The organism is Paracoccus sp. UBA889 (assembly GCA_002294185.1).
GTDB lineage: Bacteria > Pseudomonadota > Alphaproteobacteria > Rhodobacterales > Rhodobacteraceae > Paracoccus.
Window position 1 is genome coordinate 61,657 of record DBFD01000061.1, and the last position, 17,363, is coordinate 79,019.

General features: G+C 66.4%; 19 protein-coding genes. 10 read left to right on the forward strand and 9 right to left on the reverse strand.

Going from position 1 to position 17,363, the window contains the following annotated elements; genetic code table 11:
- Positions 1–14: 14 nt before the first annotated feature.
- Together hemH and B4L36_RS12445 are read right to left on the reverse strand one after the other, a co-directional pair.
- Positions 15–1,055 carry a ferrochelatase gene (gene hemH / locus B4L36_RS12440; protein WP_292957727.1) on the reverse strand — a complete coding sequence of 347 codons (1,041 nt, stop codon included), beginning with the start codon at positions 1,053–1,055 and terminating at the stop codon, positions 15–17.
- Positions 1,052–1,894: a methyltransferase domain-containing protein gene (locus B4L36_RS12445; protein ID WP_292957730.1), complete on the reverse strand. Its 843-nt coding sequence runs from the start codon at positions 1,892–1,894 to the stop codon at positions 1,052–1,054. The genes hemH and B4L36_RS12445 overlap by 4 nt, the downstream gene beginning before the upstream one ends.
- A gap of 1 nt (position 1,895) precedes the next feature.
- On the opposite strand from B4L36_RS12445, the gene B4L36_RS12450 reads away from it, so the two are divergent.
- Genes B4L36_RS12450 through B4L36_RS12465 form a run of 4 tightly spaced genes read left to right on the forward strand, consistent with a single transcriptional unit; the run spans position 1,896 to position 4,315 of the window.
- A complete protein-coding gene (locus B4L36_RS12450) occupies positions 1,896–2,666 on the forward strand; it encodes a ComF family protein (protein WP_292957733.1) in 771 nt (256 codons plus the stop codon).
- A 33-nt stretch (positions 2,667–2,699) separates the two neighbouring features.
- Positions 2,700–2,972 carry a glutaredoxin 3 gene (gene grxC, locus B4L36_RS12455; protein ID WP_292957736.1) on the forward strand — a complete coding sequence of 91 codons (273 nt, stop codon included), beginning with the start codon at positions 2,700–2,702 and terminating at the stop codon, positions 2,970–2,972.
- Positions 2,969–3,826 (forward strand): carbon-nitrogen hydrolase family protein, encoded by an 858-nt coding sequence (locus B4L36_RS12460; protein WP_292957739.1) that lies wholly within the window; start codon positions 2,969–2,971, stop codon positions 3,824–3,826. The genes grxC and B4L36_RS12460 overlap by 4 nt, the downstream gene beginning before the upstream one ends.
- A gap of 3 nt (positions 3,827–3,829) precedes the next feature.
- Positions 3,830–4,315, forward strand: a complete 486-nt coding sequence (locus B4L36_RS12465; protein WP_292957742.1) for a MarR family winged helix-turn-helix transcriptional regulator — start codon at positions 3,830–3,832, stop codon at positions 4,313–4,315.
- 3 nt (positions 4,316–4,318) lie between these two features.
- On the opposite strand, the gene queF is transcribed toward B4L36_RS12465, so the two are convergent.
- The 5 genes from queF to B4L36_RS12490 all read right to left on the reverse strand — a co-directional run bounded on the left by queF (position 4,319) and on the right by B4L36_RS12490 (position 8,698).
- On the reverse strand, positions 4,319–4,780 hold the full coding sequence (queF, locus tag B4L36_RS12470) for a preQ(1) synthase (protein ID WP_292957745.1): 462 nt from the start codon (positions 4,778–4,780) through the stop codon (positions 4,319–4,321).
- A gap of 74 nt (positions 4,781–4,854) precedes the next feature.
- On the reverse strand, positions 4,855–5,493 hold the full coding sequence (locus tag B4L36_RS12475) for a trimeric intracellular cation channel family protein (RefSeq protein WP_292957748.1): 639 nt from the start codon (positions 5,491–5,493) through the stop codon (positions 4,855–4,857).
- Positions 5,490–5,939, reverse strand: a complete 450-nt coding sequence (gene rnhA / locus B4L36_RS12480) for a ribonuclease HI (RefSeq protein ID WP_292957754.1) — start codon at positions 5,937–5,939, stop codon at positions 5,490–5,492. Before rnhA ends, B4L36_RS12475 begins: the two co-directional genes overlap by 4 nt.
- 236 nt (positions 5,940–6,175) lie before the next feature.
- Complete coding sequence (gene ispH, locus B4L36_RS12485; RefSeq protein ID WP_292957756.1) at positions 6,176–7,135, reverse strand: 4-hydroxy-3-methylbut-2-enyl diphosphate reductase; 960 nt, start codon at positions 7,133–7,135, stop codon at positions 6,176–6,178.
- A gap of 102 nt (positions 7,136–7,237) precedes the next feature.
- Complete coding sequence (locus tag B4L36_RS12490; RefSeq protein WP_292957759.1) at positions 7,238–8,698, reverse strand: cobyric acid synthase; 1,461 nt, start codon at positions 8,696–8,698, stop codon at positions 7,238–7,240.
- A 72-nt stretch (positions 8,699–8,770) separates the two neighbouring features.
- Between B4L36_RS12490 and secG the strand changes: the two genes are divergently transcribed.
- The 3 genes from secG to B4L36_RS12505 all read left to right on the forward strand — a co-directional run bounded on the left by secG (position 8,771) and on the right by B4L36_RS12505 (position 12,220).
- Positions 8,771–9,343, forward strand: coding sequence for a preprotein translocase subunit SecG (gene secG, locus B4L36_RS12495; protein ID WP_292957763.1), 573 nt, complete (start codon positions 8,771–8,773; stop codon positions 9,341–9,343).
- A 152-nt stretch (positions 9,344–9,495) separates the two neighbouring features.
- Positions 9,496–11,139 carry a CTP synthase gene (locus B4L36_RS12500; RefSeq protein WP_292957765.1) on the forward strand — a complete coding sequence of 548 codons (1,644 nt, stop codon included), beginning with the start codon at positions 9,496–9,498 and terminating at the stop codon, positions 11,137–11,139.
- Between the two features lie 169 nt (positions 11,140–11,308).
- A complete protein-coding gene (locus tag B4L36_RS12505) occupies positions 11,309–12,220 on the forward strand; it encodes an aminoglycoside phosphotransferase family protein (protein ID WP_292957767.1) in 912 nt (303 codons plus the stop codon).
- A gap of 33 nt (positions 12,221–12,253) precedes the next feature.
- Here B4L36_RS12505 and B4L36_RS12510 read toward each other — a convergent pair whose 3' ends face one another.
- Both B4L36_RS12510 and B4L36_RS12515 read right to left on the reverse strand, forming a co-directional pair.
- Entirely contained in the window at positions 12,254–13,477 is a 1,224-nt protein-coding gene (locus B4L36_RS12510) for an MFS transporter (RefSeq protein ID WP_292957769.1), read from the reverse strand.
- 19 nt (positions 13,478–13,496) lie between these two features.
- Positions 13,497–14,045 carry an NYN domain-containing protein gene (locus B4L36_RS12515; RefSeq protein ID WP_292957772.1) on the reverse strand — a complete coding sequence of 183 codons (549 nt, stop codon included), beginning with the start codon at positions 14,043–14,045 and terminating at the stop codon, positions 13,497–13,499.
- Positions 14,046–14,152: 107 nt separating this feature from the next.
- On the opposite strand from B4L36_RS12515, the gene folK reads away from it, so the two are divergent.
- From folK to B4L36_RS12530, 3 genes are all read left to right on the forward strand, one after another.
- Entirely contained in the window at positions 14,153–14,746 is a 594-nt protein-coding gene (gene folK, locus B4L36_RS12520; protein WP_292957774.1) for a 2-amino-4-hydroxy-6-hydroxymethyldihydropteridine diphosphokinase, read from the forward strand.
- 67 nt (positions 14,747–14,813) lie between these two features.
- Complete coding sequence (gene rpoZ, locus B4L36_RS12525) at positions 14,814–15,167, forward strand: DNA-directed RNA polymerase subunit omega (protein ID WP_292957777.1); 354 nt, start codon at positions 14,814–14,816, stop codon at positions 15,165–15,167.
- 30 nt (positions 15,168–15,197) lie between these two features.
- Entirely contained in the window at positions 15,198–17,312 is a 2,115-nt protein-coding gene (locus tag B4L36_RS12530) for a RelA/SpoT family protein (protein WP_292957780.1), read from the forward strand.
- The last annotated feature ends 51 nt before the right edge of the window (positions 17,313–17,363 follow it).

Sequence of the window (17,363 nt, forward strand, 5' to 3'; positions counted from 1 at the left end):
CGCCGCGCGACGGCCTAGACCCAGCCCCCGATATTGTCGCGGATCACGCCCATCATCACCTCGATATGGGCCGGATCGTCGTTCAGGCAGGGGATATAGGCAAAGTCCTTGCCGCCCGCATGTTCGAAACTTTCGCGGATCTCGCCATTGATCTCTTCCAGCGTCTCGATGCAATCCGAGGCGAAGGCGGGCGAGATGACGGCAATGTCGCTGACCCCGGACCGCGCCAGTTCGGCGACATGTTCGACGGTATAGGGACGCAACCATTCCTCGGGACCGAAGACGGACTGGAAACTGGTATCGATGATCCCATCCTCCCAGCCGAGGGCCTGTTGCAGCAGGCGCGAGGTCTTCTGGCACTGGCAATGATAGGGATCGCCTTCCAGAAGATAGCGTTTCGGCATCCCGTGATAGGACGCGACCAGCCTGCCCGGCTTGCGGTCGCCCAGCGTATGGCGGACCGAGGCGGCCAGCGCCTGAACATAGTCGGGCCGGTCGAAATAGGGATCGCAGGTGCGCACCGAGGGCTGCCATTTCTGCGCCATCAACGCGCGGAAAAGCTGGTCATTCGCAGTGGCCGAGGTCGCGCCCGCATAATGCGGATAGAGCGGCAGGAACACGATCCGGCGGCAGCCCGCCTTGACCATCCGGTCCAGCACCTCCTGCGTCGAGGGATTGCCATAGCGCATGCAGAAATCGACCATCACCCGATCGCCCCATTCCTCGGCGGCGCGCGCGGCCAGGGCCGCCGTCTGATCGCGGGTGATTGTCATCAGCGGGCTTTCGTTCCGCTCCTCGTTCCAGATCAGCTTGTAATTCTTCCCCGAGGTGAAGGGCCGTCTGGTCAGGATGATGCCCTGCAACAACGGCTGCCATTTCCACGCCGGATAGTCGATCACCCGCCTGTCCGACAGGAATTCGTTCAGATAGCGGCGCATGGACCAGTAATCATGGCCGTCGGGCGTGCCCAGATTGGCGATCAGGATGCCGGTTCTGGGTTGCTGGATCGGGGGGTGGTCGGCGGGGGCATTCGCTGGCGCGGCGGCTTGCGTCATGTCTTGGTCCTGATCTCGTTCAGCGCATCGGCAAGGCGGGTCGTGGCCGAGCCGGGTCGCAGCGGTCTTGGTTGCGTCTCGGACGGGGCCCACCCGGTCAGAAAGACCAGATCGAAGGTGGTCGCGACACGGGACGGATCGTCGCGGTCGGGGTGATGTTCGGCCATGATCGCGGCGGCGCGGGCAAAGATTGTGGCCCGCGTCGGACGGCGCAGGCGCGCCGCCATGGCATTACCCTCGCCCATGGCGCGCAAATCATGGGCAAGATGGATCAGATCGCGGTAGGAGGCGCGCTGACTGACCAGATCGGCGACCGGCAGCGCCAGCCCGGCCCGCGACAGCAACGCCCCCATGTCGCGGATCTCGCCCATCGGCAGGATGCGGGGCGACAGGCCGCCAGTGACTTCGGCCTCGGCCTGGGCCAGTGCGGCGCGAACCTCGTGCAGGGTCTGGCCGCCGAGACAGGCGGCGATGAACAGACCGTCGGGCGCCAGCGCGCGGCGGCATTGCACCATCTGGCCGACCGGATCCTCGGCCCAGTGCAGCGCCATGGCGTGGATCACCAGATCATGCGCGCCCTGGGCCAGATCCAGGACCGGATCATCGGCCACGACCTGCGCCCCGGGGATCAGTTCGCGCCACAGAGGGCCAAATCCGGTCACGACGACGGGTTGCGTAAACCTTCTGTTAATCTCGGCCAGCCTATCCTCGATTTCGGCGGCCGCGAGGCGGTGCAGCACGTCGACATGGCCGGACCGGACCGCGCGATCACGCTGGCGCAGCAAGGCTACGCGGTCGGTCAGGCCCTGGGGGGCCGGCGCGGGATCGGAGAGGGTCATCATGGGGCTGGAACATAGGGTGCTTCGCGCGGCGATGAAAGGCGCGCTGCGCCTGCTTTATCCACCGCAATGCCTGGATTGCGGCCAGCCGGTCGCGGCGGGCGGGGATGGCGGCATCCAGCTTTGTCCCGATTGCTGGCGCGAGGCGCGGTTCATCACCGGAACCGCCTGCTGCCGCTGCGGCGCGCCGCTGCCCGATGACGGCACCAGCCTGCCCGATGGTGCGCTGACCTGCGACGATTGCCTGACCCTTGCGCGGCCCTGGCGGCACGGCCGGGCGGCGCTGGTCTATGCCGGAACCGGGCGGCGGCTGGTGCTGGCGCTGAAACATGGCGACCGCCCCGACCTGGCCCCGGCACTGGCCGGCTGGCTGTCGCGGGCGGCCGCGCCGCTGATCCGGCCCGGCATGGTCGTCGCGCCCGTGCCGCTGCATCTGCGCCGGCTGATGAAACGGCGATACAACCAGGCGGGTCTGATGTCGGCCCCGCTGGCCCGCTCGCGCGGGCTGGACCATCTGCCCGACCTGCTGCTGCGCAATCGCCATACCGAAGGCCAGGATCACCGCGGCGTCAGCGACCGCTTCGCCAATATCGCCGGCGCGATCACCGTCAATCGCCGCCGCGCCGCGCGGATCGAGGGCAGGGCCGTGCTGCTGGTCGATGACGTGATGACCTCGGGCGCGACGCTGGCCGCGGCGGCCGAGGCGCTGCTGGCGGCGGGCTCGGGGCCGGTCTCGGTCGCGGTTCTGGCGCGCGCGGTCAAGGATGACTAGATTGGGGGTGAACCCTCGAAACCAAGGACCTCCATGAGCCAGCCCCGGATCACGATCTACACCACCGCCACCTGTCCCTTCTGCATCCGCGCCAAGGATCTGCTGACCCGGAAAGGCGCCGATTTCGACGAGATCGACGTGGGTGTCCGGCCCGATCAGCGCGCCGCCATGATCCAGCGGGCCAATGGCCGCCGCACGGTGCCGCAAATCTTCATCGGCGACACCCATGTCGGCGGCTGCGACGACCTGTTCGCGCTGGACCGCGCCGGCAAGCTGGAGGCGTTGCTGGCCGGCCGCGCCGCATGAACCAGGCCCGCGTCCTCAGCGCCGGTCTGGTGCAGCTGAATGTCGGCGACGACCCGGCCGGGAACCTGTCGCCGACATTGTTGCTGATCCGCCAGGCCGCGTCGCAGGGCGCCGAGATCGTGCTGACCCCCGAGGTCACGAACATGCTGTCGCCCGATCGCGCGCGACAGCAGGCCATGCTGCAGCGCGAGGACGACGATCCGACCCTCGCCGCACTGCGCGAGGCGGCGGGGGCTGCACGGATCTGGCTGCTGATCGGATCGCTGGCGCTGAAGACCGGCGATGCGGATGGCCGCTTCGCCAATCGCAGCTTCCTGATCGACCCGACGGGCCGGATCGCGGCGCGCTATGACAAGCTGCACATGTTCGACGTGACCATCTCCCGGACCGAACACTTCCGTGAAAGCGCCGCCTACCGGCCGGGCGACCGCGCGGTTCTGGCCGATCTGAACGGGATCGGTCTGGGCCTGACGATCTGCTACGATCTTCGCTTTCCCCATCTCTATCGCGATCTGGCAAAGGCGGGCGCGCGAATCCTGACCGTGCCCTCGGCCTTCAGCCCGACCACGGGGGCGGCGCATTGGGAAACCCTGCTGCGCGCCCGCGCCATCGAGACCGGCTGTTTCGTGCTGGCCCCGGCGCAATGCGGCACCCATCCCGCGCCCCACAGCCCCGACCGCCAGCCGCGCCGCAGCCACGGGCATTCGCTGGCCGTGGATCCCTGGGGCAAGGTCATTGCGGATGCGGGATCCGAACCCGGTGTCACCATCGTCCGGCTTGACCTTGGAGCGGTTGACAGGGCACGGTCCCGCATCCCCTCGCTTGACCATGACCGTCCCTATTCCGGGCCCTGACAGATGTTTCCCTCCGCACCGGACCGCGCCAGCACGCCCGAGAAGCCGCAGACGACCGACCGTCTGGCGGCCAGCCTGTTCGCCGAGGTGCTGATTGCCGAGCAATTGTCGCGCAATCTGATCAGCAAGGCGCTGCCGCGCGGGATGCAGATCTCGCATTTCTCGGTCTTGAACCTTCTGGCTCACGTGAACGAGGAACGAAGCCCCGCGCAACTGGCCGAGGCGTTCCACGTCACGAGAGGCGCGATGACCAACACGCTGTCGCGGCTGGAATGGGCCGGGCATGTCCATATCCGCCCCGACTGGGACGATGCGCGGCGCAAGTTCGTGTCCATCAGCAAGGCCGGACGGGACGCGCGCGATTCGGCGATCGCGGCCTTCATGCCGCTGATCGCCGGCGTCGTCCGCGACATCGGCGCCGACAAGGTCCGTGGCGCCCTGCCCGTCCTGCGGGAATTGCGTATCCGGCTGGAGGGCGGGCCGGACTAGGGTTCAGCCCCGGCCGCGATAGGGCGCGACGCCCTGATCGGGCAGCCACAGGCCCGCCGGCGCGGCGCCGGTCTGCCAGAACACGTCGATCGGCATTCCGCCGCGCGGATACCAGTAGCCGCCGATCCGCAGCCATCGCGGGGTCAGGCACCGCACCAGCCGCCTGCCGATCCCGACCGTGCAATCCTCGTGAAAGGCGCCATGATTGCGGAAACTGCCCAGAAACAGCTTCAGCGACTTCGATTCGATCAGCCAGTCGCCCGGGGCATAATCGATCACCAGATGTGCGAAATCGGGCTGGTTCGTGATCGGGCAGAGACTGGTGAATTCCGGCTGGGTGAAGCGGACCAGATAGGTCTCGTCCTGATGCGGATTCGGCACCCGCTCCAGCACGGCCGCGTCGGGGCTGGCCGGCAGGTCGGTCTTCGCGCCAAGCTGGGTCAGCGTGTCGGTGTGATGGGGCATGGCGGCTCCTGCCTTGACCGGATGGGCTGCGACCGGGAACGCAGGCGATAGCAGCGCGCCGCGCTTGCGTCAAATCAGTCCGGGTCGCGCGGCGGACGCGGGCGATACACCGGCAATTGCCATCCCCGCAGCAGACTGCCCGCGCGCAGAATCCAGACCGCCACGGCGCCCGCGATCAGCGCGGCGGGCGGGGCGACACCCAGCCAGACAAGGCCGGCCGCGACCAGGGCGCCGCCAAAGGCCGCCGTCAGGTAGAGTTCGCCCTGTTTCAGGACCAGCGGCACCTCGTTGCCGACCACATCGCGCATCAATCCGCCGAAGGTACCGGTGACAACGCCCATGATGACGGTGATGGCGGGGCCAAAGCCCGCCTGGATCGCCACGGCCGCGCCGGCGGCGACCGCCACCGACAGCGCGACGCTGTCCAGCCAGATCAGCAGGCGATAGCGGCTTTCGATCAGATGCGCGGTCCAGAACACCACCAGCGCGGCCCCGGCCGCAAGCATCACATAGGCGGGCTGGGCGACCCAGAACACCGTCGCGCGGCCCAGCAGCAGATCGCGCAGGGTGCCACCGCCGACCGCCGTCAGTGCCGCCATGAAGACGAAGCCCACCGGGTCAAGCTGGGCCCGGCTGGCCACCAGGGCCCCTGTCAGCGCGAAGATCAGCACCGATCCGTAATCCAGCGCCGCGACCAGCGTGCCGGGGCTCATTTGAAGGGCGCCATGCCGGCGCGGGCCAGTTCGTCGGCGCGTTCGTTTTCGGCATGGCCCGCATGGCCCTTGATCCAGCGCCACTCGACCTGATGGCGCGCCTGCGCCTGATCCAGCCGCTGCCACAATTCGACGTTCTTGACGGGCTTGCGGTCAGCCGTGCGCCAGCCGTTGCGCTTCCAGCCATGGATCCACTGGCTGACGCCGTTCTTGACATAGGCGCTGTCGGTGACGATCACGATGCGGCTGGGCCGGGTCAATGCCTCCAGCGCCGAGATCGCGGCCATCAGTTCCATGCGGTTATTGGTGGTGGCGGCCTCGCCACCCTGCAATTCGCGCTCTTTCAGCACCGCCTCGCCATCCATGGCGCGCATCAGCACACCCCACCCGCCAGGGCCGGGGTTGCCGCTGCACGCGCCATCGGTCCAGGCAAAGAGGTCTGTCATGCGGTCAGGCCGACATGGCCGGGCCGGGGTTCAGGCCGACGCAACCCTGGTCCGATGGCCGAAAGATCGCGCCGTTTCACCGAATCGCGCGGTCCGGCACCAGGGTTGCCGGCCGGTATCCCCGCCTGACAACCCGCCTGCGGCAGGATCAATTGTGACGTGGGTGTGTTGCCCGACGAGGGAATCGCATAAAATCGCATCCCTGACCTTTCACTTCGTCCCCGGTCCTGCGCTTTTCAGGCCACATTGTCGCGCAGGATGCGCGGCACCTTGAACTCGACCCGTTCCTGCGCCGTCTCGACCATCTCGACGGTAACGTCGAAGCGGTCGCGGAAGGCGTCGATCACCTCGTTGACCAGCACTTCGGGGGCGCTGGCACCGGCGGTGACGCCGACCGCGCGGATGCCCTCGATCGCGCGCCAGTCGATCTGGTCGGCACGCATGACGAGCTGTGAATAGGCGCAACCCGCCGCGCGACCGACCTCGACCAGGCGCTTGGAATTGCTGGAATTCGGCGCACCGATCACCAGCAGCGCGTCGATTCTGGGCGCCACCGCCTTGACCGCCGCCTGCCGGTTGGTCGTGGCATAGCAGATGTCTTCCCGGGCCGGGCCCTCGATGTTCGGAAAGCGGGCTTGCAACGCGGCGACGATGCCGGCGGTGTCATCGACCGACAATGTGGTCTGGGTGATGAAGGCCAGCGCCTGCGGATCGCGAGGTTCGATCCGGGCGACATCTTCGGCAGTTTCGACCAGGATGACCTCGCCCTCGGGCAATTGCCCCATGGTCCCGAGAACTTCCGGGTGGCCGGCGTGCCCGATCATGATCAATTGCAGACCCGTCGCGTGATGACGCTGGGCCTCGACATGGACCTTGCTGACCAGCGGGCAGGTGGCGTCCACGAAAACCATCTCGCGGCGGCGTGCCTCGGACGGGACCGATTTCGGCACGCCATGGGCCGAGAAGATCACCGGCCGGTCGTCGGGGCATTCGTCCAGTTCCTCGACGAAGACCGCGCCCTTGTCCCGAAGGGCATCGACGACATACTTGTTGTGGACGATCTCGTGGCGGACATAGACCGGGGCGCCCCATTTCTGCAGTGCCATCTCGACGATCTTGATGGCGCGATCGACGCCGGCGCAGAATCCGCGCGGCGCGGCGAGATAGAGGGTCAAGGGCGGCTTTGGCTGTTCCATGCGGCTGACCTAGCGCGGCGAAGCCTTTTCGTCCAGCGCCGCGACGGTCACAAGACCTCAATCCGCGCGAAACCCGGGGACGTCACGCACGGCCTTCGCGTCTCATGGGTATTTGGACAACGAAGAAGCGGATACCCCGCCCAGAGCCAGAAGCGCGGGCATGTCGAGATGCGTTTCGAGATGATCGGCAAGCTGATCGAGCGTCTGCTCGATGCCAATTTCATAGCCCGGCTGCGAGGCTGTGCCGAGCCGGGCGAGGTAGGCCGCCCGGAAGCCGTCATCCGAAAACATCCCATGCAGATAGGTTCCGGCGATCCGGCCATCCGGGCTGATCGCGCCATCGGGCGCCGGGACATGGGCGAAGGGGCGGGCGCAGTCGGCCCCGTGGCTGCGGCCCATATGGATCTCGTAGCCGCTGACCCTTTGGCCCAGGGCAGTGCCGGCGACGCGGACAAGGCGTTTCTCGGCGGCCATCAGGGTCTCGATGTCCAGCAGACCCAGGCCCGCAACTTCGCCCACGGCGCCATCGCGACCCAGCGGGTCGCGGATGATCCGGCCCAGCATCTGATAGCCGCCGCAGATACCCAGCACATGGCCGCCGCGCCGGACATGCGCGGCGAGATCCAGATCCCAGCCCTGCGCGCGCAGGAAAGCCAGATCGCCCAGCGTGGATTTGGTGCCGGGAATCACCACCAGATCGGTATCGCCGGGGATCGGGCGGCCCGGACCCAGCATGGTCAGCCGGACGCCGTGTTCGGCGGCCAGCGGATCGAGATCGTCGAAATTCGCGATCCGCGACAGGGTGAGGCAGACGACATGCAAACCGCTGCCTGTCGAGGCGCGCAGATCGACGGCATCCTCGGCCGGCAGGCGGTGGGCCGCGGGAAACCAGGGCACCACACCGAAGCCGGGCCAGCCGCTGCGCGTCTCGATCATCCGGTATCCATCCTCGAACAGCGCCGGATCGCCGCGGAACTTGTTGATGATGAATCCCCGGATCATCGCGGCATCGCCCGCGTCCAGCACCGCCCGCGTGCCGACGATCTGGGCGATCACGCCGCCCCGGTCGATATCGCCCGCCAGCACCACCGGCACGCCCGCCGCGCGCGCAAAGCCCATATTGGCGATGTCGCGGGGGCGCAGGTTGATCTCGGCCGGGCTGCCCGCGCCTTCGACGATCACCAGATCATGGGCCGAGACGAGGCGGGCGAAGCTGTCCAGCACCCCTTGCATCAGCCGGTCCTTCAACCGCGCATAATCCCGCGCCTCGGCCCGCGCGATGGCGCGGCCATGCAGCACGACCTGGGCGCCGGTATCGGTCTCGGGCTTCAGCAGGACCGGATTCATGTCGGTGACCGGATCCAGCCCGCAGGCGCGCGCCTGCAGGGCCTGCGCCCGGCCGATCTCGCCCCCGTCCAGCGTCACGGCGGCGTTGTTCGACATGTTCTGCGGCTTGAATGGCGCGACCGACAAGCCGCGCCGCCGCGCCGCGCGGCACAGCCCCGCGACCAGCATCGACTTGCCCACGTTCGAGCCCGTGCCCTGGATCATCAATGCCGGCATCCGGACACCCTGCTTGCCTTCACCATCATGGGTGACTAGATAGGCGCGTCCGAAAGTGAAAGGTCGAATTCCGTGCAAAACGTCCTGTTGACCATCCACCTGATCTTGGCGGTGCTGCTGACCGGTGTCGTGTTGTTGCAGCGATCCGAAGGCGGCGGGCTGGGCATGGGCGGCGGCGGAGGAGGCACCGGCGTGATGACCGGCCGGCAGGCCGCGAACGCGTTGACCCGCCTGACCTGGATCTTCGGAATCGCGATCTTCGTGACCTCGATCGGCCTGACGATCATCGCCGCGCAGCAGGGATCCGGTGGATCGATCATGGATCAGCTTGGCGCGACGAACGAACAGCCCGCCCCGGACCAGAATCTTCCCGATCTGCCGGCCTACACGCCCCCGCCGGTGACCGGAGGCGATCCGCTGACGCCGCCCGCGCCCGATGCGCCCGCAACCCAGGCGCCCGCCACCCAGGCGCCCGCCGCGTCCACCCAGGCGCCCGCGGCCGAGCCGGTAACGCCGCCCGCAGCCCAGGCGCCGGCCCCCGAAACCGGCGCAGGCCAGGCTGTCGCGCCAGAGGCGCCCACGACAGAGGCGGTGCCCGCCGGCGATGCCCCGGCCGACCCGGCCGGGACAAAACCGTCGAATTAAGGTCACACAACAACTAGGGGCAGAGAAAATCTGCCCCACATCAACTTGCGGTCCGTTGCGGCCACGGGGCGAATCGACTATATCTCAAGTCCCGTGGTGCCGGCAGTTCGGCGGCCCGCAGAACAACGATTCCGGCACATCACGGGGGCCTCATGGCGCGTTACATCTTCATCACCGGCGGCGTGGTTTCGTCCCTTGGCAAGGGCCTCGCGTCGGCGGCGTTGGGCGCGCTGTTGCAGGCGCGCGGCTTTACCGTCCGCCTGCGCAAGCTGGACCCATACCTGAACGTCGATCCGGGGACGATGAGCCCGTTCGAGCACGGCGAGGTCTTCGTCACCGATGACGGCGCCGAGACCGATCTGGATCTGGGCCATTACGAACGCTTTACCGGGGTCGCGGCGCGCCGGACCGACAGCGTGTCCTCCGGCCGCATCTATTCCAACGTGCTGGAAAAGGAACGGCGCGGCGAATATCTGGGCAAGACCATTCAGGTCATTCCGCATGTCACCAACGAGATCAAGGACTTCCTGGCCATCGGCGAGGACGAGGTCGATTTCATGCTGTGCGAGATCGGCGGCACGGTCGGCGATATCGAGGGCCTGCCCTTTTTCGAGGCAATCCGCCAGTTCACCCATGAACGCCCGCGCGGTCAATGCATTCTGATGCATCTGACGCTGCTGCCCTATCTGGCAGCCTCGGGCGAGCTGAAGACCAAGCCGACACAGCACAGCGTCAAGGAATTGCAGTCGATCGGTCTTGCGCCGGACGTGCTGGTCTGCCGGTCCGAACACCCGATCCCGGAAAAGGAACGCGCCAAGATCGCGCTGTTCTGCAATGTGCGTCCCGATGCCGTGATCCCGGCCTATGACCTGAAAACCATCTACGAAGCGCCCTTGGCCTATCACCGGGCGGGTCTGGACCGCGCCGTGCTGGACGCGTTCCGGATCAGCCCCGCGCCCCGCCCCGACCTGTCGAAATGGGAAGACGTGATGGACCGGCTGGACAATGCCGAGGGCCGCGTCAACATCGCCGTCGTGGGCAAATACACGCAGCTCGAAGACGCCTACAAGTCCATCGCCGAGGCGCTGACCCATGGCGGCATGGCCAACCGCGTCCGCGTCAGGGCCGATTGGGTGGACAGCGAAAAGCTGGAGGGCGAAGGCGCGCATCTGCTGGACGGCTATCACGGGATCATCGTGCCGGGCGGCTTCGGCGAGCGGGGCACCGAGGGCATGATCGCGGCGGCGAAATACGCCCGCGAGAAGGACGTGCCCTATCTGGGCATCTGTCTGGGGATGCAGATGGCTGTGATCGAGGCCGCGCGCAATCTGGCCGACATGCCGGACGCGGGTTCCGAGGAATTCGACCACGAGGCGGGCAAAACGCGCTTCACGCCGGTGGTCTATCACCTGAAGGAATGGGTTCAGGGGAACTATACCGTGCAGCGCAAGGTCGGCGACGACAAGGGCGGCACGATGCGGCTGGGCGCCTATACCGCAATCCTGGCCGAGGGATCGAAGATCAGCCAGATCTATGGCGGCGCGCGCGAGATGGAGGACCGGCACCGCCACCGCTATGAGGTGGACGCGACCTTCCGCGAGGCGCTGGAGGCGGCGGGCCTGTCCTTCTCGGGCATGTCACCGGACGGCAAGCTTCCCGAGGTGATCGAGTATCCCGACCACCCCTGGTTCATCGGCGTTCAGTCGCATCCGGAACTGAAATCCAAGCCCTTTGCTCCGGCGCCTCTGTTTGCGGGCTTCGTTCGCGCGGCGATGGAAGAAGGGCGGCTGGTCTAGGAAGAATTTCCTGCCATCGCCTGCATTTTTCTGAACGGACAACTTGATATCGTCGGTTCGATCTGGCGTCATGGCAAGCCAAGGCCGCACCGGCGGGACCGGAGGCGGCCCTGACCTGCCATGATTGCGTTGAAAAATCCCATTTCATATAAGCCGGGCCTGAATTTTCATGAAGGACAAGACAAGCCACGAACGGTTGATCGCCCAGAACCTGAGAGACAAGTTTTTCAGGGGCTGGCGGGTTTTCCGCGTCTCTTTCAAGATCAAGTCAGGCCGGTCCGAGGCGGTGTTTCGCGCCGAAGGCCCGGACGGGCGCAAGCTGGCCATCAAGCACTGTGCCCATCCGCGGAAGGCGATCGAGGAATTCATCGCGCTGCAATCGCTTTCGGCGGCGCGGGGCGATTGCATCAGGCCGGTCTTTCTGGACGAACAGGCTTCGGTCTTCGCGATGGAATGGATCGAGGCCCCGACGCTGAAACAGATGATGCAGCGGCCCCGACGTCTGGATCTGATCCGACAGGCGGGACGCTGGCTGAAAGGGCTGCATTCCGCGACCAGGTGCTGGACCCCGCGCCGCGACCGCCAGATCGAGGGCGACCTTCTGATCGGCCCACAGGGCGGCGAATTCAGGAAAATCGATGCGATACTGCGAAACCGGCGGACACGGCTTGGCTTGCGCCTTCATCGCCATTCGCTTCTTCATACCGACTTCCACATGGGCAATCTTTTCGTCGATGGCGAACGGATCATCGCATTCGATCCGATGACGTCTCGTCGCGGCCTGCCCGTCCACGACGTCGCCGATTTTCTGGTCCTGTGCGAGGTCTATCGCCTGCACGCGGCCATGCGGGGCGATGGTTGGCCCGATTGCGGAGGGCAGGATCGGCGAGCGTTTCTTGATGGATACGGCGCGCTGAAACCGCGCCGCAAACGGCTGCTGGACTTTGCCCTTGATGTCAAGATCGCCCGGATGTGGCACCACCACGCCAAGGCCGACACACGCGCGCCGCTGGCAGATGCCGAGTTTCTCCATCTGAGCAAGCGGATGCGCCAGCGGGGCCTGCTGCATCCCGTGGACTGAGCCGCGTTGGGGTGGCGGCAGGCGACGCGGCCCTCAGCGCCTGCCCCCCGCCAGCCGCCGTGCCGCCGGCAGCCCGCGCAGCCGCAGCATCGCCCAGGCGCCCGCCAAAGGCCCCGGCACCAGCGCCAAGAAGGTCCACTGCCAGCCTCCCAGCAGACCGGCGATGTGGGGCATCAGCCAGATCGCCAGCACCGTCAGCGCGAAGCCGATGCTGACCTGAAGCGTCAGCGCCGTGCCGACAAGACGCGGATCGGCCAGCTCGGTCACGGCGGCGGAGAACTGGGCGCTGTCGCCGATGATCGCGATACCCCAGATCACCGCGACCAGCGCCAGCAGCCATGCCGGGCCGGTGAAGGCAAAACCGATCAGCACCGCGCAGGCGCCCGAAACCGCCATCATTCCCGCCGTGGTCAGGCAGCGTCCGATACGGTCGGACAGAACACCGCCCAGGACGCAGCCGACGACGCCAGAGGCCACGACGATGAAAGCGAACATAGACGGCGATCCGAACGGCGCCACACCGCCCTGCCCCGCCGCCATGGCGAAGGCCAGAAACCAGGCCCACATCGCGTAAAGTTCCCACATATGGCCGAAATAGCCCAGATTGGCCAGCAGGACGGGTCGATCGCGCAACACGGCCAGCGACTGACGGGGGTCGAAGGTGGCGCGGCCGAAGGCATGGGGCCCCTCGCGGACCAGAAGGCCGAAGATCAGGGCCGATACGATCGTGGCAAGCGTCGAGGCCAGCACGACCATGCGCCAGTCGAAGCCGCCGCCGAGGGCGCGAAGCAGATGCGGCATCGACGAACCCAGCGTCAGGCCCGCGATCAGGAACCCCATCGCCAGGCCGCGTCCGCGGATGAACCAGGTGGCCATCAGTTTCATCGCCGGGGGATAGAGACCGGCCAGCGCCACGCCCGTCACGAAACGCGCCGCCACCGCACCGGGCAAGCCCGGCTCCAGCAGCAGCGCGGCATTGGCAATTGCGGCCAGCAACGCCGCACCGGCGATCAGCCGCGTCAGCGGCATGATGTCGGGCAGGTTCACCAGCGACGCGGCCAGGGCGCCCAGAACGAAGCCGATCTGGACCGCGTTGGTCAGCCAGACCGCCTGACCCTGCGACAGATTCCACGCCACGATCAGATCCGGCACGACGGCCGTGGCCGAGAACCAGCAGGTCATCGCCCCGACGACGCCGGCGCAGATCAGCGCCAGTGCCCTCCAGCGCCCGGCGACGGGATCGGACGCATCGCTCATGGGGGCGGTCGGCGTCGCATCAGGTTTCGGCCTGACCCTCGCGCGGGGGCCGGCCGATGATGTCGCGCAGTGCATCGAGTTCGATGAAATTGTCGGCCTGACGGCGCAGCTCGTCCGCGATCATCGGCGGCTGCGAGCGGATGGTCGAGACGACCGAAACCCGCACGCCCTGACGCTGCAACGCCTCGATCAGGGGGCGGAAATCGCCGTCGCCGGAAAACAGGACGGCGTGGTCCAGCCGGGGCGCAAGCTCCATCGCATCCACCGCCAGTTCGATATCCATGTTGCCCTTGACCTTTCGCCGACCCATCGGATCGATATATTCCTTGGCCGGCTTCGTGACCACGCAATAGCCGTTATAGTGCAACCAATCGACGAGGGGACGGATCGGGGAATATTCCTCGCTTTCCATCAGGGCGGTATAGTAATAGGCCCGCATCAGCTTGCCCCGACGGTCGAACTCTTGCCGCAGCAGCTTGTAATCTATATCGAAACCAAGCGCCTTCGCGGCGGCGTAGAGATTGGCTCCATCAATGAAGATGGCCAGCCGGTCGTCCTTGTAAAACATTCTGTGTTGCCTTCAATGGATCTTTCTTGCTCCCGGCGGTCGCGGATCAGAGTGAGGGGCCTGATTGTTCCAGACCGGCCGGAACGTCTTAGGACAGAAGGACTGACATGGTTAACCTGTCTTTCGGTATCGGTGCAGTCGGCGCCAATCTGCCCTCGGCTGCGGGCATTGCCGGTCAGACACTGCGCGCGGCTGCGGGCATTCTGCATAGTGAACAACACATTTCAATAACGGCGATCAGCCGCTTCTGGCGGACACCCGCCGTTCCCGCCGGATCGGGCCCGGATTATTGCAACGCTGCCTTCTGCTTCAGCACGATCCTGCCGGCCGAGGCGGTTCTGGCCCGGTTTCATGCCATCGAGGCCCGGTTCGGACGGGACCGCGGAACCGGGCGCTGGTCGGCGCGGGTGCTGGATCTTGATCTTCTCGCGCTGGCCGACCGGATCGCGCCGGACCCCGAAACCCTGGCGCACTGGATCGGCCTGCCGCCCGACCGGCAGGGGTGCGAGGCGCCCGACCGCCTGATCCTGCCGCATCCGCGGATTCAGGACCGCGGTTTCGTGCTTGCGCCGCTGGCCGAGATCGCGCCGGGATGGCGCCATCCGCTGACCGGGCGCAGCGTGGCGGCCATGCTGGCCGGCCTGGGACCCGGCGGGCTGGCCGGAATGCAGCCGCTTTCCCCCGAAAGCCTTGACATTTGACCCCTCGGCCATCAGTTATCCGGTTTCGCTCTGGATACCCGATTCGCAGTTTAGCACAGGTGATGACATGGCCCGCGTAACCGTCGAAGATTGCGTCGACAAGGTTCCCAACCGGTTCGATCTGGTGATGCTCGCCTCGCATCGCGCGCGAGAAATCGCCGCAGGCAGCCCGCCCACGGTGGACCGCGACAACGACAAGAACCCGGTCGTCGCCCTGCGCGAGATCGCTGACGAGACCCAGCCGGTCGACGACCTGCGCGAGCGGATGATCGAATCGACCCAGACCCAGATCGAGGTGGATGAGCCCGAAGAGGATGCGATGGCGCTGTTGCTGGGCACGGAAGTGGACCGCCCCAAGCCCGCCGACGAGGAATCCGAGGAACGGATGCTGCGCATGATGCTGGAAGCCAACCAGCGCTAGGGCAGAGGCGAACGAGGTCTTCGGCAGGACATGATCGACGTCGAAGACCTGATCGCGCTGGTCCGCAACTACAACCCGCGCAGCAATGCAGACCTGATCCGCGAAGCCTATGAATACGGGATGCGGATGCACGAGGGTCAGTTCCGCCATTCCGGCGAGCCCTATTTCACCCATCCCATCGCCGTCGCCGCCATCCTGACCGAGATGCGGCTGGACGACGCGACCATCGTGACCGCCCTGCTGCACGACACGGTCGAGGACACGCGATCGACCAAGGAAGAGATCGTCACCATCTTCGGCCCCGAGATCGCCGATCTGGTCGATGGCGTGACCAAGCTGACCAATCTGCAACTCAGCAACACCCAGTCCCGGCAGGCCGAGAATTTCCGCAAGCTGTTCATGGCCATGTCGCGCGATCTGCGCGTGATCCTGGTCAAGCTGGCCGACCGGCTGCACAACATGCGCACGATCCGGTCCATGCGGCCCGACAAGCAGGTGCAGAAGGCACGCGAAACGATGGACATCTATGCGCCGCTGGCCGGGCGCATGGGGATGCAGTGGATGCGCGAGGAACTGGAGGATCTGGCCTTCAAGGTCATCAATCCCGAGGCGCGCAACTCGATCATCCGCCGCTTTGTCAGCCTGCAGCGGGAATCGGGCGACATCATCGGCCAGATCACCGCCGATATCCGCACCGAGATGGACAAGGCCGGGATCGACGCCGACGTGTTCGGACGCGCCAAGCGGCCCTTTTCGGTCTGGCGCAAGATGCAGGAAAAGCAGCTTGCCTTCTCGCGCCTGTCGGACATCTACGGCTTTCGCATCATCACCCGGTCCGAGATGGATTGCTATCGCGCACTTGGGGTGATCCATCATCGCTGGCGGGCCGTGCCGGGGCGTTTCAAGGACTATATCAGCCAGCCGAAATCGAACGGCTACAGATCCATCCACACCACCGTGTCGGGCCGAGACGGCAAGCGGGTCGAGGTGCAGATCCGCACCCGCCAGATGCACGAGGTGGCCGAGGCGGGCGTGGCCGCGCATTGGGCCTATCGCGACGGCGTGCGCGCGAAGAACCCCTTCGCGGTCGATCCGGCGGCCTGGATCGACAGCCTGACCGACCGTTTCGGCGGCGAGGATCACGATGAATTCCTCGAACATGTCAAGCTGGAGATGTATCAGGATCAGGTCTTCTGCTTCACGCCCAAGGGTGACGTGATCCAGTTGCCGAAAGGCGCGACGCCGATCGATTTTGCCTATGCGATCCACACCCGCGTGGGCAATTCCTGTGTCGGCGCCAAGGTGGACGGGATTCGGGTGCCGCTGTGGACCCGGCTGAAGAACGGCCAGTCGGTCGAGATCATCGCGGCCTCGGGACAGCGCCCGCAGGCGACATGGCTGGATATCGTCGTGACCGGCCGGGCCAAGGCGGCAATCCGTCGGTCCCTGCGCGAAGAGGACCGCGACCGCTTCATCCGGCTGGGCCGCGAACTGGTCCGCGTCAGTTTCGAACATGTCGGGCGCAAGGCCACGGACAAGACGCTGCGCACCGCCGCACGGCAGATGGGCATGGCCGATGCGGAGGAATTGCTGGCGCGGATCGGCAGCGCCGAGAATTCCGCCAAGGAGGTTCTGGCGGTTCTCTATCCCGAACTCGCGGGCCATCAGGACGAAATCGACGGCGCCCGCCCCTTCGCCGGGCTGGAGGCCGATGCCAACTTCACCCGCGCGCCCTGCTGCAACCCGCTGCCGGGCGAACGGATCGTGGGCATCACCTATCGCGGCACGGGCGTGGTCATCCATGCCATCGACTGCCCCGTCCTTGCCGAATTCGAGGACAGCCCCGACCGCTGGATCGACCTGCACTGGCGCGAGGGGCGCCATCCTGCGGCCTATTCGACGCTGCTGGATCTGACGATCCGCCACGATGCGGGCGTGCTGGGCCGGATTTGCAGCCTCATCGGGTCGCAGGGGGCCAATATCTCGAACCTCGAATTCATCGACCGCAAGCCGGATTTCTATCGCATCGAGATCGAGGTGGAATTGCGCGATCGCGAACATCTGCACAATCTGCTGACGGTGCTGGAGACCGAAAGCGACGTGGCCCAGGTCGCACGCATCCGCGATCCGGCGCTGAAACCCTAGGCAAGCGGGGCCGATCCGGGTAGGTCTTGCCCGGCAGGACAGGATTGGGAT

Coding starts and splice junctions, on each gene's coding strand:
- B4L36_RS12490 (WP_292957759.1), bottom strand. CDS start 8,698: ATGCCGGCATTGATGATCCAGGGCACGGGCTCGAACGTGGGCAAGTCG.
- B4L36_RS12475 (WP_292957748.1), bottom strand. CDS start 5,493: ATGAGCCCCGGCACGCTGGTCGCGGCGCTGGATTACGGATCGGTGCTG.
- folK (WP_292957774.1), top strand. CDS start 14,153: ATGGTTAACCTGTCTTTCGGTATCGGTGCAGTCGGCGCCAATCTGCCC.
- B4L36_RS12510 (WP_292957769.1), bottom strand. CDS start 13,477: ATGAGCGATGCGTCCGATCCCGTCGCCGGGCGCTGGAGGGCACTGGCG.
- B4L36_RS12530 (WP_292957780.1), top strand. CDS start 15,198: ATGATCGACGTCGAAGACCTGATCGCGCTGGTCCGCAACTACAACCCG.
- B4L36_RS12450 (WP_292957733.1), top strand. CDS start 1,896: ATGGGGCTGGAACATAGGGTGCTTCGCGCGGCGATGAAAGGCGCGCTG.
- rnhA (WP_292957754.1), bottom strand. CDS start 5,939: ATGACAGACCTCTTTGCCTGGACCGATGGCGCGTGCAGCGGCAACCCC.
- hemH (WP_292957727.1), bottom strand. CDS start 1,055: ATGACGCAAGCCGCCGCGCCAGCGAATGCCCCCGCCGACCACCCCCCG.
- ispH (WP_292957756.1), bottom strand. CDS start 7,135: ATGGAACAGCCAAAGCCGCCCTTGACCCTCTATCTCGCCGCGCCGCGC.
- B4L36_RS12505 (WP_292957767.1), top strand. CDS start 11,309: ATGAAGGACAAGACAAGCCACGAACGGTTGATCGCCCAGAACCTGAGA.
- B4L36_RS12465 (WP_292957742.1), top strand. CDS start 3,830: ATGTTTCCCTCCGCACCGGACCGCGCCAGCACGCCCGAGAAGCCGCAG.
- B4L36_RS12460 (WP_292957739.1), top strand. CDS start 2,969: ATGAACCAGGCCCGCGTCCTCAGCGCCGGTCTGGTGCAGCTGAATGTC.
- B4L36_RS12515 (WP_292957772.1), bottom strand. CDS start 14,045: ATGTTTTACAAGGACGACCGGCTGGCCATCTTCATTGATGGAGCCAAT.
- queF (WP_292957745.1), bottom strand. CDS start 4,780: ATGCCCCATCACACCGACACGCTGACCCAGCTTGGCGCGAAGACCGAC.
- rpoZ (WP_292957777.1), top strand. CDS start 14,814: ATGGCCCGCGTAACCGTCGAAGATTGCGTCGACAAGGTTCCCAACCGG.
- B4L36_RS12500 (WP_292957765.1), top strand. CDS start 9,496: ATGGCGCGTTACATCTTCATCACCGGCGGCGTGGTTTCGTCCCTTGGC.
- B4L36_RS12445 (WP_292957730.1), bottom strand. CDS start 1,894: ATGACCCTCTCCGATCCCGCGCCGGCCCCCCAGGGCCTGACCGACCGC.
- grxC (WP_292957736.1), top strand. CDS start 2,700: ATGAGCCAGCCCCGGATCACGATCTACACCACCGCCACCTGTCCCTTC.